Below are 15,790 nucleotides of genomic sequence, written 5' to 3'. Positions count from 1 at the left end.
ATCATTTGGTGAACTGTTCAATTTTCTTAAGGTTTTCCTCATAGGCTTTTTGCTGATAAGCCAATACCTTGTCATAGCCTGCTTTTCTGCGGTCTTCCAAAAAGCGGGCAAACAGCTGATCGAACTCCTCATCCGAGGAAGCCAGCAGCAGTTTCGGTAATGCCTTGCCCCAAATTTTGTCTATCTGGCCTGACGCAATGCCTTCTGCCGAGGTTCCGGTCGGTTTGATATTCTCATATTGAGAGAAGCTGTGGGTCTTGCCTTTCGTCCAATCTTCAGGCTGCTTATACGGCTCGACACTGGGCGGCGCCCACTGCAAATTCATATTTGTATCCATCAGCATCCAGAAAGTGAAGGAGGCGCCATACTTTTTGTCAAATGCAGACCGATCCTTGTTCAGCAGCTCCAGTACCTCCGGCTTGAAGGCTGGCTTACCGTTAACTGTGTCCCACAGCTTTCCCTGCTCCCCCAGATACAGATCACGATTCCCTTCCTCGCTAATCAGATAAGTCAGAAATTCAATAGCCCGCTCCTTGTCTTTGACATCCTTCGAAATAAGCGTCACCGTCCACCCGGAAATGCCCGGCCCGGCCAGCGTCGGCGGGTCCAGCTTACTGTTGGAAGGTCCATCCACCGCAATGTAGACGGAGTTGGGATCTTTCGCATGCAACGTCACCTGTTGTGTAGCAAAATCAGAGCGCTGATATAGCATGGCAAAATACCGTCCCTGTGCCACCTTCTCCTCCATTTGCGGACGTTTGTCGATAAATACGTCCTTGGCGATCAGACCCTGCTCATTGGCTTGACGGAATGTTTTGAGCCAGCGAATGTACTCTTCGTCCGATCGACGGTCGTACAGCTTTCCGTCCTTCTCATGTGGAACGGCTAAAAAATTAAGTAAATAGTCTTCAAAAGAATAATTTCCGTTATCCGTAAATTCGTGGAACCCTATCGGGATCAGCGGTTGACCGTTTATCTCCGGGAATTTCTCCTTTGCTTTTTGAAGCGCTTTCAGAAATCCCTCTGGTGTTCTCATATCCGGCTTGCCAATCGCCTCGTACATATCCTTCCGAACCATAAACGTTTGATTGGAGACAAAATTTTGGCCGTATTTTTGGTAATCCTGTGGTGAAGAGGACGCGTTAGGATACCCATATACATTCCCGTCCGTTTGACGATACCATGACATTTTAGCTGGGTCTGCCACTTTAATCAGATATGGATCATATTTCTCGGCCAACTTGTTAAGTGGGAGCACCATCTTGCCCTCGATCATTTTTTTGATCGCATCTTCCCCCCAACTGAGCGTGACAAAATCAGGCAGTTTGCCCGAGGCGAGCATGGTATTCAGTTTTTCATTTTCATTCCCTGCGGGTACGATAAAATTAACGCTGACCCCAGTCTTTTGCGTCACATACTTCGAGGTCATATCCGTTCCCCACTTGTTCGGGAACCAGGAAAAATTCAAATACCAGTCAAACGTAATCGGCTCTGTATCCGCCTTCCAGCCTGGCGTATCTGCCGAAGCCTTAGTTTTCTCGTCCTTCAATTCCGTGACAGCGCCACTTCCACCGGACGTACACCCCGCGAGCGGTCCTATCAGCAGCACGACGGCCAACAGCCCTTTCTGCCATTTGCGAATATTCATCATAAATCTCCCCCTTGGATGATGTGCTAACCCTTGATCGATCCGATCATCAGACCCTTGACGAAATACTTCTGCAGAAAAGGATATACCAGTACAATGGGCAATGTCGTCACGACCATCGTCGCCAGCTTGATCGATTGCGAAGTGACAGACTGGGCAACGCCCCCCGGTGCAGCAGCCATCATTTGATTAGAGCTGGATTGGGCAACAACCCGGTACAAATACGTCTGAATCGGCTGAAGATCCGTATTATTAATATAGATCATTCCAGTAAAATAATCGTTCCACTGGTATACCCCATGAAACAACGCAATCGTCGCTACTACCGGCATGGATACAGGGAGCACGATTCGGCAGAAGATACCGAAATCATTCGCACCGTCTATTTTCGCCGCCTCTTCCAGTGCATCCGGCAGTTCTCGGAAAAAAGCCATAAAAATAATAAGATCAAAAAAGCTGAACATCGCAGGAATGATGTACACCCAAAAGCTGTCCAGCAGTCCGAGATCACGAATCAGCAAATACGTTGGAATCAATCCCCCACCGAAAAACAGGGTAATGGTACCAATCAGCATATACAGCTTGCGCCCGATCAGCTCCTTACGGGAATATGCATATGCAATCATAGCGGTAAAAAACACATGAACAATCGTGCCGATAAGCGTCTTGGCAATAGTCACTCCCATCGCAGTCATAATACCGTTGTTAGCAAATACGGCCTGATAGCTGCCCAGACTGAAGACTCTCGGCCACCAGTAAATGCCACCCCGCATAGCGTCTGCTCCTTCGTTAAAGGAGTTCACCAGCACATACCACACGGGATACAATGTCACAAAACAAATGATCAGCATGAAGACGTTGTTCATGAAATCGAATATCGCTTCGCCTGCTGTTCTACGTTGCAATAGCTGCATGCACCCGTCCTCCTTCAAAATAGGGATGTATTATTCACCCGTTTGGTCACCGAATTGGCAATTAGCAGCAAAATGAGAGCAAGAACCGATTTCAGCAAACCCACCGCGGTAGAATACGAGAAACGGCCCTGCTGAATGCCCACCTGATATACATAAATATCAACTACATTACTTGCACTTTCATTCAGCGAGTTACGCAGGACGAGAATTTGATCGAAGTTGGAGTTCAATATGCCGCTGACCGCCAAAATAAACAAAATGGATATGGTCCCCTTGATAGCGGGAAGTGTGACGTACCACATTTTCTGAAACCGTCCGGCCCCGTCAATGGTGGCCGCTTCGTACATGTCCGTAGATACCCCCGCCATGGCTGCCAAATAGATAATAGCTGACCATCCAAGCTCTTTCCAGATATCCGAGCTAACGACGATAGCCCAAAAATAGCTCGGCTCTGCCAAATAACTGATCGGCTGGTCAATCCACCCCCAGGCTAGCAACAGTTGATTGATCATCCCGGTATCTGCCAGCCACGTCGTTAAGATCCCGCCAAGAATGACCCAAGATAAAAAGTGCGGAAGGTACGAAATGGTCTGAATAGATTTTTTGAACCGTGTAGACCGAATCTCATTCAGAAACAGAGCAAATACAATAGGTAACGGAAACCCGATCGCCAGCTTGAGCAGGCTAATGCCCAGTGTGTTTTTGACAATGTACCAAAAGTTATCATCCTCCAAAAAGGCCCGAAAATGCTCTAACCCTGCCCAAGGTGCGCTTGATATGGTTCCAATGATGTCAAAATGTTTGAACGCAATTAAAATACCGTACATCGGAATGTAATGGAAAATAATCATCCATACCACCCCAAGCAGCGCCATAGTCTGCAAATGTCTTTGTTGAACCCATTTGCGCGCTAGTGATGCTCCTCTTCCCGATCGAACCGGCGGCTGTGGCTGCGGATTTTTCCCTCCTGTACTCATACGAAGACCTCCTTTCTTTGTAATGTAAGCACTTACATTTATTATTTTAAAGGCTTCTGCTTCGTATGAGTAGTACTGGATTTTTTGATTTTGGTATCTAAAGTTCAGGTGGGGATCTGACTATAGGCGAGAATTTTCTTCCATACTTTGGATTTTCATATCTATTAATTTACGAAAAAGACTATCAGATGGTACGATAAGACTATATGTGATTCCAATCATTACCTATATACCTAGATCAGGAGGATTAAGAATGGAAGAATTGGTTCGTTCGATTCAGAAACAGGTTCGAATTAAAAAGTTTGCTTGCTGGGCGGGGCTCATCATGTTTGGTCTGTGTACTTTAGTTGGCATTGCAGCTCAGGAATGGCTTATGACGCTCCTGTCACTCGGGATGACAGTCTTATCAATCTATGGGTTAACCATGATGCGTGGTATGACGAAGTTTACTAAAGAGTATCAACCGGGAAAGGGCTACGGTTATTATCGCCGTACGGTACAACAAAAGCTGCGCTATCTAACTTGGGGACAGTGGTTAGTAGGCGGCCTTATTGTCCTGATGTTCTTTATATTTAACGTCCGACTTAGTGCTTTTCTCATTGCTATCTTGGGTATCCTGACTATTCAGTTCAGTATCAAAAAACGAATTAAAAATCATCAGGAACCCGATGTCACTGAGCTGGAGGAGTTTGTACGGATGGGGATTGTTTCTCCGCATGAGCAGACTATTGGTGTATATAAAGATTTTCTACACCTGAGTCATACATTTCGGGGTAACCAAATTGTTATCGTTACAGACAAACGCCTGATTTCTGTATTTGTGGAGGAACAGGGGCGTGCGGTGAAGACGGAAATGTTACTCTCGGGTATAAACAAAATACGCGCCATCGGTACGGGTTTTCAAGGTCAAGGTATATTGCTGTCCGTAAGCAACCGTGACCATAACGAGCTTCACATTCATATGGTCGGAAAAAGCATTTTCTTTTCTCCAGAGCAATTTATAGGTTCCTTGCTACGGGCACTGGATGCAGCGTTAAAAAGCAGATCATACAGTACGGAAGAACCATTCCCGGTTTACCAACAGACAAGGATTTCATTGCATCCGTCAGAACAGGGTTTGCTGCATAAACCTACGACAGCTTAAATATTGTTGGGACATGTACCGCGTTATATATACGGTATGATCGGTCTTCATCATACGCCAAATAGCAAGTAAGCCCTGACCTAAATGAGCTTACTTGCTATTGGGTGTACTTCCACATCATATTTTCCAATCAACTGCCTACCTGCTAAAACAACTAATTTTCTACTGTACTTCTGCCTTCTTAATGATTGGCTCCATGATAAAACACCGTGATGAGATCATGACTTGTAACAAACACTAGCAAACTAAACAGACTGAGCGACAGAGAGCGTGAAATCAATTTTTTCATCCTTTAACACTCCTTTTAAAATAGTTATATATTGGTCTTGCTGTGTTGCTGTAGCTTGGGATCTGAAAATTTCAAATACAGCGGTACATTTCCTAAACTCATGTTCATGTTCCATACCCAGGGTATCGGACAGCATGAGAGATTGCAGGATATAGCCCAACGCAACCGTAAACTGTTGTTGCTTGATATAGTAAAGAGCCAGTTGATAGCAGAAGCGAAAATAATAAGATACATTCACAGGCTCTTCAAAATATTTAAAACCTTCAATTTGTTCGGCAAATGATTCCAGCACAGCCTCTAAAGAATAGTCGTATCTCGACGCTCCCTCAACGATGGAAAGAAGCCCCGGTAACAGCTCTTCCGGATTGTTACGAAGAAATTGGATATATTCCTGCAACACTTCGGCATGGCCTGACAAAATATCAAGGGCATACAAATTAGCTCTGGCAGCATAGCGGTAATATTCCACCTCTGCTTCCCCATATTGATCAAGACCATTAAACCAGCCCAATTCTGCATATTTTTCGATGCAATCGCGAGCGGCCTCATACTTGCCCTGTTTTTGGAAAGCCATGCCTTTCATGAGATGACTGTAGCCGTAGTAGTAGACTAGCGGCCGTTTGGTATGTATGGGTTGTATAGGTTTCTTGCGCGCTTTGTAGAGCTGCAATTCCTGATACTTTTGGTTGACATGGCTATACAGCCGGTCGCATAAAGCAATCATATTGGCACCGTCCGCAAATGAAAAAGACAGCTTAATCATGTTGACAAGTGTGTCTAGATCTGTGATGTCGGAGTGAACAAGATCATCCACTATTCCCGCCTCCTTGTCTGACTTTTTATATTCACCAAACAAAAGCAAGCTCTAAACCTTAACTAAAAATAACTTAATTACGTATTTATTACGTAATTAAGTTATAACATGAATTCAAACATATGACAAGTGCATTATGATAATATATTCCATTTTTAAAATACCAACGAAAGTAGATCGTTCACTTGTTCAATTCCATGTGAAGCAAAGGAAATGCCCTACCTGATCCATCCAGTGCAGAACGCGCCGTTTGTACAAAGCCGTAATGTCTGTAGAAAGCATACGCTTTCTCGTTCTGCTCATTCACGTCCACTTTGAGGTGTTTCCCTTTTATTTTTTCAGCATGCTGGATGAGTCGGCTGCCTATGCCCTGCCCATGGTGTTCAGGGTCCACAAACAGCATCTCTATTTTTAATCCGTCCAGCCCGATAAAACCTGTTGGTTCTTGACTTGTATTCCATTCCATCCAAACTTCAAGTTCTCTTAAAACACCATTGCGTACGATATGATGATAAAATTGAATGTCCTCTTCCGCCAAAAATGTGTGCGTCCGGCGTACAGCCCGCTGCCAAATATCAACGAGTTGATCATGATTTTCTTCCCGATAAGCAACAATTTCATTTTGCACGGTACTTCCCCCTTATTTAAATATCGATATTGCATGTTTTGCAGTAAGTCTAACATGCCTATTTAGAAGCATACAAACACAAAAAAGGAAGCGGAGTAATTCCGCCTCCCTTAGACTACAGCCTTTTACAACGTAACACCGTTTTTAAAAATAGCGAGCTCCCTGAAATTGTTTTTCTCATTGTTCACCCATGTTCCGCTGGCTACATCGACGATGTAATCGACAAAGTTGCGGAGCGCATCTTCCATACTGACATCCTCCACCAATGAACCGGCGTTATAGTCGATCCAATGAGGTTTAGCCTTATATAACGGCGAGTTGGTTGATACCTTCATCGTCGGAACAAAGGAGCCAAACGGCGTACCGCGTCCAGTTGTGAAAATGACGAGTTGGCAGCCCGCTGCGGCGAGAGCTGAAGATGCCACTAGATCGTTGCCCGGCGCGCTGAGCAGGTTGAGTCCCTTGGTCTTGAGACGTTCCCCGTACTGAATGACATCAGTGACCGTGGAAGACCCGGATTTTTGCGTACAGCCCAGTGATTTATCCTCCAGCGTCGTAATGCCCCCTGCTTTATTGCCCGGTGACGGATTTTCGTATACTGGCTGCTTGTAATCCAGAAAATATTGTTTGAAATCGTTAATCAGATGTACGATCTTACCAAATACTTGCTCATCGGCAGCGCGCTCCATTAAAATCGTTTCCGCGCCGAACATTTCAGGTACTTCTGTCAATACCGTTGTTCCACCTTGCGCTGCCATATAATCCGACAATCGTCCGAGTAGTGGGTTGGCAGTAATACCCGATAAGCCATCAGATCCACCGCATTTCAAGCCGATGTTCAGCTCAGACAATGGTACAGGTTCCCGCCGATCTTCTTGCACGGCCGCAAAAATTTCATGAAGCAACCTTACCCCTTCCTCTACTTCATCCGACACATCTTGGGAAAGCAAAAACTTTACCCGCTCCGAATCATATTCCCCGATGGCTTCCTTAAATTCTTTCATTTCATTGTTTTCACAGCCCAAACCCAGTACAAGTACGCCACCTGCGTTCGCATGTTTCACGGCATCGATCAAAATCGTGCGCGTATGTGCATGATCGTCACCCAACTGAGAACAACCATAGTTATGCTTGAGCACAAGTGCATTTTCAAAAGGTGAAATATCTCCCACTTCCTGCTTGAAACGGTTTAAAATAAGTTCAGCGATCCCGTTCACACAGCCGACCGTCGGCACAATCCACAACTCATTGCGAATCCCCACACGACCGTCCTTTCGCCGAAACCCTTGAAACGTACGACTCTCCTGTTCATATAAATGAGGAGCTGGCTTAGGCTTATAAGTGTACTCTTCTACGCCTGTCAGGTTCGTCTTCGTATTATGCGTATGCACATGCTGACCTGCCTGAATGGGCTGAATGGCATGACCGATGGGATATCCGTATTTCAGAACATGCCCACCTACAGGTATATCCTGCAAGGCGATTTTATGCCCACGTGCTACATCCTCGGCTAGCTCCACCCGTTGTTCTTCTTGTGCTCCCCATGCCAGTGTTTCTCCCTGCTTGTAATCACGCAAGGCGACAGCCACGTTATCTTGATTATGAATTTGAATGAATTCCAGCATTCCGGTTTCCTCCTTGCTTATGCTCTGGGCACGCTGTTCCCGGTTAGAGAATCGAGCGTCTCCTTCATTCCTCTGCTTGTAATTTCATACACGTGCTGTGCCGTTTGTTCAGCCAGCCCTTCGATCTGGTTCAAATCTTGACCCCACCATGTTTGCTTGCCGAGTACCCGCTCAGTCAATTGCTTCGCCCCGGCGAGAGTACCGTCATATTTACTCCACAGTTCACCAAACGTGCTCAACACTTCAGCTTCGTCTGCCAACGCAATCGACTCGCCATTTCTATCACCCCGGTAAAATACGAGTAAGGACGCCAGTGAAAACACGATTTTGGCAGGCAGCTCCTTACGTTGTTCTACATACTGGAGCAAGGATGGCAAGTTCCGTGTCTTGAACTTTGACACCGAATTCAACGCAATACTCATAACATAATGACTTACATATGGATTACGGAACCGCTCAATAACATCGTCGGCATATACATTCAATTCCGCTTCTGGTGAGTCCAGCGTCGGAATAATTTCTTCTCGAATCAGCGACTGGATAAAACTGCCCATAATATCATGCTCAACCGCCTGCCCCACTGTGTCCAGGCCATATAAATAAGCTACAGGTGTAAGCGCCGTATGTGCTCCATTCAAAATACGCACTTTCCGTGTACGATATGGCGCCATATCGTCGACAATCAGGACATTCAATCCGGCCAAATGAGCAGGTAATTCCTCTTTAAGCCACTGTGGCCCTTCAATAACCCATAAATGATACTGTTCGCCCACAACAACCAAATCGTCCTTGTAACCCAATTCCGCTTGGATTTCATGAATTCGGTCTTTGGGATAACCAGGTACAATTCGATCCACCAAACTGTTGCAGAACGTATTTGCTTCCTCTATCCATGCAATAAACTCAGCTCCAAGCTTCCATTGGTCCGCATATTTCAGTACGATTTCCTTGAGAGCGTCTCCATTACGGTCGATGAGCTCGCATGGAATGATGACCAATCCCTTGCTCTGATCGCCCCCAAAAAATTGAAAGCGCTTATACAGAAAGGCAGCCAGTTTGCCCGGGAAGCTCTTTTGCGGACGATCTTCTAGCTGATCGTCTGGGGCATAAGCGATCCCCGCTTCCGTCGTATTCGACACAACAAAACGCAGCTCCGGCTTTTGGGATAGTGCTTCATACTCCAAAAAATCCGAGCCGTACGGATTAATCCCACGAGAGACGCACTCCACAACGGTATGCTCCTTCATGGCCTTCCCATCCTTAATCCCTTCAAGAATAACCGTATACAGGTCATCCTGCTCGTTAAGCTTCTCCACGAGGCCTCCTGGCTGCGGTTGTACAATCACAACTCCCGTATTCCATTCTGCCAGCTTATTCATTTTGTCAAATTGCCAGTCTACAAAAGCACGCAGAAAGTTCCCTTCCCCAAATTGCATCACCCTCACAGGATGCGGGTCTGTAACGATAAAGCTTTTTCTGTTTAATTGATCTAATGCATCTACTTTTTTCATCCGGAGTATCCTCCCACTATTACCATAATGATTTCAACGTTATTTTAGCATAATGCACACGTTAACAAAATAGTTTTCTCAACATTTTTACTTTATAAAAATAATAATGACAATAATATGAACACGTTAACATAAGAGTTTTGCATAACAACCAGCAAGTATATGGACCTCTTTCTGTTGTTTCGCTGCTGAGCCAAGACGGTTAAGGCTAACTATCACCCTATCCGAGACCTTGTCCTTATATACTTTTCAGGAGAATAGACGCAAGAAAGCACGGGCAGGATAACACTACTTACTAGGCAGGAGGAACATCTATGAAGACAATTGCAGATACTATTGTACAAGTTTTGGTCAATGCAGGGGTCAAGCGGATTTATGGCATTGTTGGAGATTCTCTAAATAATATGGTGGATTCCATTAGCAGCAATGGTCAAATCGAATGGATTCATGTAAGGCACGAAGAAGTGGCTGCCTTTGCAGCCGGAGCGGATGCTGACCTTAGTGGCAGCATTGCTGTATGTGCCGGAAGCAGTGGTCCCGGAAATTTGCATCTGATTAATGGTTTATATGATTGTCACCGCAATCGTGTGCCTGTACTGGCTATTGCCGCTCACATTCCAAGCGACGAAATCGGAAGTGAATATTTTCAAGCGACGCATCCTGAACATCTTTTCGGAGAATGCAGTCACTTCTGTGAAGTTATTACGACACCGCGTCAAATTCCCAGAACGGTGACCATGGCCATTCAACAGGCAGTTTCACGTTCAGGTGTCTCCGTCATTGTTCTTCCCGGTGATGTAGCAGCATTGGGGGCGGAAAAGGTACCCGTCCCTGAACATGTCTACCATCCCACTACACCTGTAGTGCATCCGTCAGCTTCCGAAATTTCCCGACTGGCCGAATATTTGAATCAAGGCAAACGAATTACGCTACTATGCGGCGCCGGCTGTTCACAATCTCATGAATTGCTCATGCAGCTATGTGACAAGTTAAAATCCCCCATGGTATCCGCTCTGCGAGGCAAGGAATATCTGGAGTATGACAATCCTTATTATGCTGGATTAACGGGACTGATCGGGTATTCTTCCGGGTACCATGCGATGATGGATTGTGACGTCCTACTTATGCTCGGAACAGACTTCCCTTACAGACAATTTTACCCTGAAGATGCGATTGTCCTACAGGTAGATATAGAGCCAGCCCATCTTGGCAGACGTACTCCGTTAACGTATGGTTTATGTGGGGATGTAAAAGCCACGTTGGAAATGCTGCTACCGCATTTAACATCAGAGCATGATTCCAAGCATCTAGAGAAAACCGTCTCCCACTATACCAAGGTACGCCAGGAGTTGGATGACCTTGCTGTCGGTAAACCAGGTCATACGCCGATCCATCCGCAATATCTCGCCAAGGTCATCAGTGACGCCGCGCAGGAAAATGCTATTTTCACCTGTGATGTCGGTACTCCCACTGTATGGGCGGCGCGTTATTTGCAGATGAACGGTCAGCGCCGGCTTCTCGGATCGTTCAACCATGGTACGATGGCAAATGCGTTACCACAAGCGATTGGAGCACAGGCCACTGAGCCTGACCGACAAGTGATTGCCCTCTCAGGCGATGGCGGACTCACGATGCTGATGGGCGACCTGCTCACCCTGAAGCAGCATCATCTGCCTATCAAAGTCATTGTTTTCAATAATGGCGCTCTCGGTTTTGTCGAGCTGGAAATGAAAGCGGCCGGATTTCTGGAAAACGGTACTGAACTGGTGAATCCTGATTTTGGTGCTGTAGCGCAAGCCATGGGACTCAAGGGCATCCGGGTTGAAGATCCGACCATGCTGGAAGATGCCATTCAGCAAGCATTGGCTCATGATGGCCCTGTTGTGGTAGACGTGGTGGTGAACCGCCAGGAGCTATCCATGCCACCCAAAATTAATCTTAAACAAGCAGAAGGATTTACACTGTGGATGATGAAAGCGATGCTAAACGGACGTGGTGACGAGATTGTAGAACTGGCTAAAACCAATCTCTTTCGTTAAATATAGACGAAGCAGAACGCATTTCAGCCTAAAAGGGGCAGAAACCATAAGTCTCGCATGGTTTCTGCCCCTTTGGCCTGCCTGTTAATCAAACGAAACTTAGTGTGGTCTGCCTGCCGTTGATTTCCGCTTCATGAGCGCGGTCTCCATAAATATAAGCTCGCCCTCATTGGACGGTGACTGAATTCGTTCCAGAATGCAGGCGGCTCCGCGCTCGCTAATCTGTTCAATCGGTCTTTTGACTGTTGTTAACGGTGGAGTCGTATACATTGAGAACCCGATATCGTCAAAACCAATGACAGAGATATCCTCTGGTACCTTCAAGCCGTTTTCGAATACCGCATTCATTGCCCCAATAGCCATATCATCGTTAGAGCAAAATACCGCTGTCGGCGGCTCCTGCAAGGAAAGCAATTGCTTCATTGCCTGGCTACCACTTTCAGTATCATAATGACCTTGCACGATATATTCATGTCGAATGGGCTTACCACTATCAATCAACGCATTCATAAAACCCTCGCGGCGTTGCTGGGTAGACTTGAAGCCTTCTACCCCTTCGATGATCGCAATGCGTTCATGCCCACTTTCAACGAGAAAGGAGACCGCTTCATAGGACCCTTCTTTATCATTAGAAATCACGTTTACAATCCCCGCCCCGGACACCTGCCGATTCAGAACAACAAGCGGAATGCCTTGACCGAGCACATGATAAATAAAAGGGTTGTCCGCCTCGCTCTGGCTCATCAGAATGATACCATCAAAACGCTTGCGGTGTATGGCCGAAAAATCAGCGTAATCGTCAATTCCTCGCACAAACAGATTGTAATCTACCCCAATGACATGATTAACACCGCGGATGGTATCGGCAAAAAAACTGGAGCTGGTGCCTTCTGAAATACTGGTGAAAAACAGGCCAATCGTATGCGAGCGCTGGAGAACTAGGCTTTTGGCATTAAAATTTGGAATGTAATTGAGTTGCTCTGCCAACTCCATAATTTTGCGTTTCGTATCTTCTTTAATCAGCGGGCTGTTATTGAGCGCCCGGGAGACGGTTGTATGGGAAACATTAGCCAATTTGGCAATGTCTTTAATGGTAGCTGCCATATACGTATCCTTTCCTTAGTGAGGCTCTAAAAAAATTATATACCCACCATACCACAGGAGCCGCCCGGAAAAGAAGACTTTCACAAATTATACGCGGTTGTCCGCATGTCGACGCTGTAATTCTTGAACCATTTCTGCATGTCTGCTGTCCGTCAGCTTGTACATTTTACCGATGACCAGCATGGCCAAAGCCAGGGCAACAGCCGGATAGAGACAAAGTAATGCTTTGATCCCAAGCAGGGTTCCAGAGGACTGAACCACATTCGGAACATACCCGATGAGCGCTAGTCCAATACCCGATAGAAAGCCAGACAAGGATTGAGCCAACTTACGTGAAAAGTTAAATAACGAGTAAGTAATCCCTTCCTTACGCTCCCCGGATGACCATTCGCCATAATCAATAATATCGGACACGAATGCCCAGGTCACCCCGTTAGGAATACTAATACCAATGAACGAAATACTGGCCAGGATTGTGAAAATGTATACATTTGAAGGCATAAAAAAGTTAATGGAGTCGGCAATGACACTAACCAGCATCCCCAGTATGGCTGTTTTTCGTTTACCGAAACGCCGTACCAGCTTGGGCAGGAACAATACACCCAGTAGCGACGAACCGATAATAATAAAATTCATATAAGCCATTAACTCTACATGCCCCAAGTTATATTCGGCAAAATAGATCAGCAGAGCGGACTTAATATTGTACGCGGATATAGTGAAAATCGTCATCAAAACGAGCACCAGCAAAGGCTTGTTATTCGTAAAAGTATGCACAATAACGCCTATAGATAGCTTCTCTTTTGGCCCGGACTGGCTAATAATACGTTCTTTCGTTCCTCGGTAACATATGATGAAAGCGATCACACCAATGAGTGACATAATCCCCATCACAACCGGATAGCCAACATGGTGGTTAGGAAATAGTAAAATAAGCGGCATGACAACGACACTGGTGACGAATAATGCGCCCAGCGATCCCGCCTGACGGAAAGATGACAATGAAGCACGCTGATGAGTATCCTGTGTAATAGCGGCACCTAGCGAGCCGTATGGAATGTTTACAATAGAGTAGCCGATCCCCCAGATCATATAGGACGCATAGGCGTAAATGAGTTTTCCTGTGGGTGAAATATTCGGCGATATAAAGGTTAGAACCGTAAGAATTGCAAGGATAACGCTTCCAACAATAAGAAAAGGTCTAAATTTTCCACGTGTACCGATATGTTTGCGATAATCAACAAAGGACCCGACAATGGGATCACAGACGGCGGCAAATAGCTTGCTGACCAAGAAAATGCCTGCGGCGGCTCCTGCAGAAACCCCTGCTACATCTGTAAAAAATTTCAGCAAATACAACTGCCCCAAATCAAACATGAATCCGTTTCCAAAGTCACCCATACCATACGAAATCTTTTCTTTCAGGCTAATATGCTCGCCTGTCTTGTTGTCAGTTTGGACGTTCTCCTGCACGATAGGCACTCCCATACCTACACACTCCTCTTTGTTTGTAATTAATTTCACAAAATTAGTTCTGGATTTTGCAAAATCCTCAGTTGATAACTATTTTATTTATAATTGCTCTTACCGGGAGTTTTGAAACAAGCTCCCGGTAAGAGCCCTTTCTTATGAAGTTAGTGAGTCCTCGCCTTAGGGCGTAGTTTCACTTACTATGAACAACCGTTGGGAAATTAAAATATTGCTCGGCGTTGTTGTAGCAAATGTTTTGTACCATGGCTCCGAGCAGCTCCAGATCCTCAGGCGCCTTACCCTCCTGAACCCACGTTCCAATTAAGTCACAGAGTATACGGCGGAAATATTCATGGCGTGTGTAGGAGAGGAAGCTGCGGGAATCCGTCAGCATACCAATAAAGCGGGACAGCACCCCGTAGTTAGCCAGCAACTTCATCTGCTCCTGCATACCTTCGATATGGTCGTTATACCACCATGCCGTGCCAAACTGGATTTTCCCCACATTTCCACCGGATTGGAAACAACCCGCGAGACTTGCCAGTACTGGATAATCAACCGAATTAAGCGAATACAAAATGGTTCTAGGTAATCCTCCTCCCAGCTCCTGTGCGTCCAGCAATGCCGCCAATGGACGAGCGATAGAGCCATCATTTACGGCATCGTAGCCTGTATCCGGTCCCAATTGACGGAACATAGTAGTGTTGTTATTACGCAGTGCGTGGATATGGTATTGCATAGCCCAGCCATGTTCTGCATACTGTTTGCCAAGGAAAACCAGAACGTACGATTTATATTTCGCCTCCTCTAAAGGAGTCACATGGCCTTCCTCCAGCGCCTTATTGAATATGGCTGCAGCTTCCTCCCGTGTCGTTTCTTCATAGACTACAGTATCCAGCGCATGATCAGATACTCGGCCTCCGGCAGCATGGAAATGGCGCACCCGGCTCGCCAGCGCATTCAAAAATCCTTCCAGGCCAGAAACATCCAGTCCGCTGACTTCACCCAACCGAGCCACCCAAGGCCGGAAAGTTTCGCGATTTATCTCCAAAGCCTTGTCGGGACGAAAGCTTGGCAACACTGCGACTGGGAAATCGGTCAGCTTGCTGATTTGTTTGTGGTATTCGAGATGGTCTGTCGGATCATCCGTGGTGCACACCACAGTTACCTTCGAGTTCACAATCAGATCACGTGCGCCAAAGCCTTTTCCCTGCAGCTTTTGGTTTACCTTTTCCCAGATCACTGGTGCGTTCTGTTCATTCAGCAGCTCAAAGACACCAAAAAAGCGTTGAAGCTCCAAATGCGTCCAATGGTACAGCGGATTGCCGATTAGTGTAGGTACGGTTTTGGCCCAAGCCATAAACTTGTCATAATCTTCGCCATCCCCCGTAATCAGGCGTTCCTCAACCCCATTGGCCCGCATAAGTCTCCACTTGTAATGGTCTCCGTACAACCAAGCTTCCGTAATATTCTTGAACGCTTTATTTTCATAAATTTCTTGTGGACTTAAATGACAATGATAGTCAATAATCGGCATATCCTTGGCGTACTGATGATACAAGATTTCAGCCGTTGGATTGCTCAACAAAAAGTTTTCGTCTAAAAACGCTTTAGTCATACTTTCTCA

At 46.0% G+C, this 15,790-nt stretch carries 12 protein-coding genes; 2 read left to right on the top strand and 10 right to left on the bottom strand.

Going from position 1 to position 15,790, the window contains the following annotated elements:
* Position 1: 1 nt before the first annotated feature.
* From MKY75_RS10410 to MKY75_RS10400, 3 genes are read right to left on the bottom strand one after another with little or no spacing between them, the layout of a single operon-like run.
* On the bottom strand, positions 2-1,648 hold the full coding sequence (locus MKY75_RS10410) for an extracellular solute-binding protein (protein WP_340885160.1): 1,647 nt from the start codon (positions 1,646-1,648) through the stop codon (positions 2-4).
* A gap of 26 nt (positions 1,649-1,674) precedes the next feature.
* On the bottom strand, positions 1,675-2,562 hold the full coding sequence (locus MKY75_RS10405) for a carbohydrate ABC transporter permease (protein WP_029519089.1): 888 nt from the start codon (positions 2,560-2,562) through the stop codon (positions 1,675-1,677).
* A 14-nt stretch (positions 2,563-2,576) separates the two neighbouring features.
* On the bottom strand, positions 2,577-3,539 hold the full coding sequence (locus MKY75_RS10400; protein WP_029519088.1) for an ABC transporter permease: 963 nt from the start codon (positions 3,537-3,539) through the stop codon (positions 2,577-2,579).
* Positions 3,540-3,792: 253 nt separating this feature from the next.
* On the opposite strand from MKY75_RS10400, the gene MKY75_RS10395 reads away from it, so the two are divergent.
* Complete coding sequence (locus MKY75_RS10395; protein WP_029519087.1) at positions 3,793-4,683, top strand: hypothetical protein; 891 nt, start codon at positions 3,793-3,795, stop codon at positions 4,681-4,683.
* A 245-nt stretch (positions 4,684-4,928) separates the two neighbouring features.
* Here the strand turns inward: MKY75_RS10395 and MKY75_RS10390 are convergent, their stop codons facing one another.
* The 4 genes from MKY75_RS10390 to MKY75_RS10375 all read right to left on the bottom strand — a co-directional run bounded on the left by MKY75_RS10390 (position 4,929) and on the right by MKY75_RS10375 (position 9,550).
* Entirely contained in the window at positions 4,929-5,786 is an 858-nt protein-coding gene (locus MKY75_RS10390; RefSeq protein WP_029519086.1) for a hypothetical protein, read from the bottom strand.
* Between the two features lie 181 nt (positions 5,787-5,967).
* Positions 5,968-6,414: an acetyltransferase gene (locus MKY75_RS10385; protein ID WP_029519084.1), complete on the bottom strand. Its 447-nt coding sequence runs from the start codon at positions 6,412-6,414 to the stop codon at positions 5,968-5,970.
* Between the two features lie 125 nt (positions 6,415-6,539).
* On the bottom strand, positions 6,540-8,039 hold the full coding sequence (locus MKY75_RS10380; RefSeq protein WP_069010226.1) for a UxaA family hydrolase: 1,500 nt from the start codon (positions 8,037-8,039) through the stop codon (positions 6,540-6,542).
* Positions 8,040-8,056: 17 nt separating this feature from the next.
* Positions 8,057-9,550: a tagaturonate reductase gene (locus tag MKY75_RS10375; protein WP_029519081.1), complete on the bottom strand. Its 1,494-nt coding sequence runs from the start codon at positions 9,548-9,550 to the stop codon at positions 8,057-8,059.
* A gap of 314 nt (positions 9,551-9,864) precedes the next feature.
* Between MKY75_RS10375 and poxB the strand changes: the two genes are divergently transcribed.
* Positions 9,865-11,589, top strand: a complete 1,725-nt coding sequence (poxB, locus tag MKY75_RS10370) for a ubiquinone-dependent pyruvate dehydrogenase (RefSeq protein WP_340885158.1) — start codon at positions 9,865-9,867, stop codon at positions 11,587-11,589.
* Positions 11,590-11,688: 99 nt separating this feature from the next.
* On the opposite strand, the gene MKY75_RS10365 is transcribed toward poxB, so the two are convergent.
* From MKY75_RS10365 to uxaC, 3 genes are all read right to left on the bottom strand, one after another.
* Positions 11,689-12,693 carry a LacI family DNA-binding transcriptional regulator gene (locus MKY75_RS10365; protein ID WP_029519078.1) on the bottom strand — a complete coding sequence of 335 codons (1,005 nt, stop codon included), beginning with the start codon at positions 12,691-12,693 and terminating at the stop codon, positions 11,689-11,691.
* 87 nt (positions 12,694-12,780) lie between these two features.
* Positions 12,781-14,181 (bottom strand): MFS transporter, encoded by a 1,401-nt coding sequence (locus MKY75_RS10360; RefSeq protein ID WP_029519077.1) that lies wholly within the window; start codon positions 14,179-14,181, stop codon positions 12,781-12,783.
* A gap of 175 nt (positions 14,182-14,356) precedes the next feature.
* Complete coding sequence (gene uxaC / locus MKY75_RS10355) at positions 14,357-15,781, bottom strand: glucuronate isomerase (RefSeq protein WP_340885156.1); 1,425 nt, start codon at positions 15,779-15,781, stop codon at positions 14,357-14,359.
* Positions 15,782-15,790 lie beyond the last annotated feature (9 nt).

The organism is Paenibacillus sp. FSL L8-0663 (genome assembly GCF_038008125.1).
Classification (GTDB): domain Bacteria; phylum Bacillota; class Bacilli; order Paenibacillales; family Paenibacillaceae; genus Paenibacillus; species Paenibacillus polymyxa_D.
The sequence above is the reverse complement of the archived record's forward strand: the minus strand, read 5'-3'. Positions and strand labels throughout refer to the sequence as shown.

Excerpts from the sequence above, each read along its gene's own strand:
- MKY75_RS10410 (WP_340885160.1), bottom strand. The coding sequence starts at position 1,648 with ATGAATATTCGCAAATGGCAGAAAGGGCTGTTGGCCGTCGTGCTGCTG.
- MKY75_RS10405 (WP_029519089.1), bottom strand. The coding sequence starts at position 2,562 with ATGCAGCTATTGCAACGTAGAACAGCAGGCGAAGCGATATTCGATTTC.
- MKY75_RS10400 (WP_029519088.1), bottom strand. The coding sequence starts at position 3,539 with ATGAGTACAGGAGGGAAAAATCCGCAGCCACAGCCGCCGGTTCGATCG.
- MKY75_RS10395 (WP_029519087.1), top strand. The coding sequence starts at position 3,793 with ATGGAAGAATTGGTTCGTTCGATTCAGAAACAGGTTCGAATTAAAAAG.
- MKY75_RS10380 (WP_069010226.1), bottom strand. The coding sequence starts at position 8,039 with ATGCTGGAATTCATTCAAATTCATAATCAAGATAACGTGGCTGTCGCC.
- MKY75_RS10375 (WP_029519081.1), bottom strand. The coding sequence starts at position 9,550 with ATGAAAAAAGTAGATGCATTAGATCAATTAAACAGAAAAAGCTTTATC.
- poxB (WP_340885158.1), top strand. The coding sequence starts at position 9,865 with ATGAAGACAATTGCAGATACTATTGTACAAGTTTTGGTCAATGCAGGG.
- MKY75_RS10365 (WP_029519078.1), bottom strand. The coding sequence starts at position 12,693 with ATGGCAGCTACCATTAAAGACATTGCCAAATTGGCTAATGTTTCCCAT.
- MKY75_RS10360 (WP_029519077.1), bottom strand. The coding sequence starts at position 14,181 with ATGGGAGTGCCTATCGTGCAGGAGAACGTCCAAACTGACAACAAGACA.
- uxaC (WP_340885156.1), bottom strand. The coding sequence starts at position 15,781 with ATGACTAAAGCGTTTTTAGACGAAAACTTTTTGTTGAGCAATCCAACG.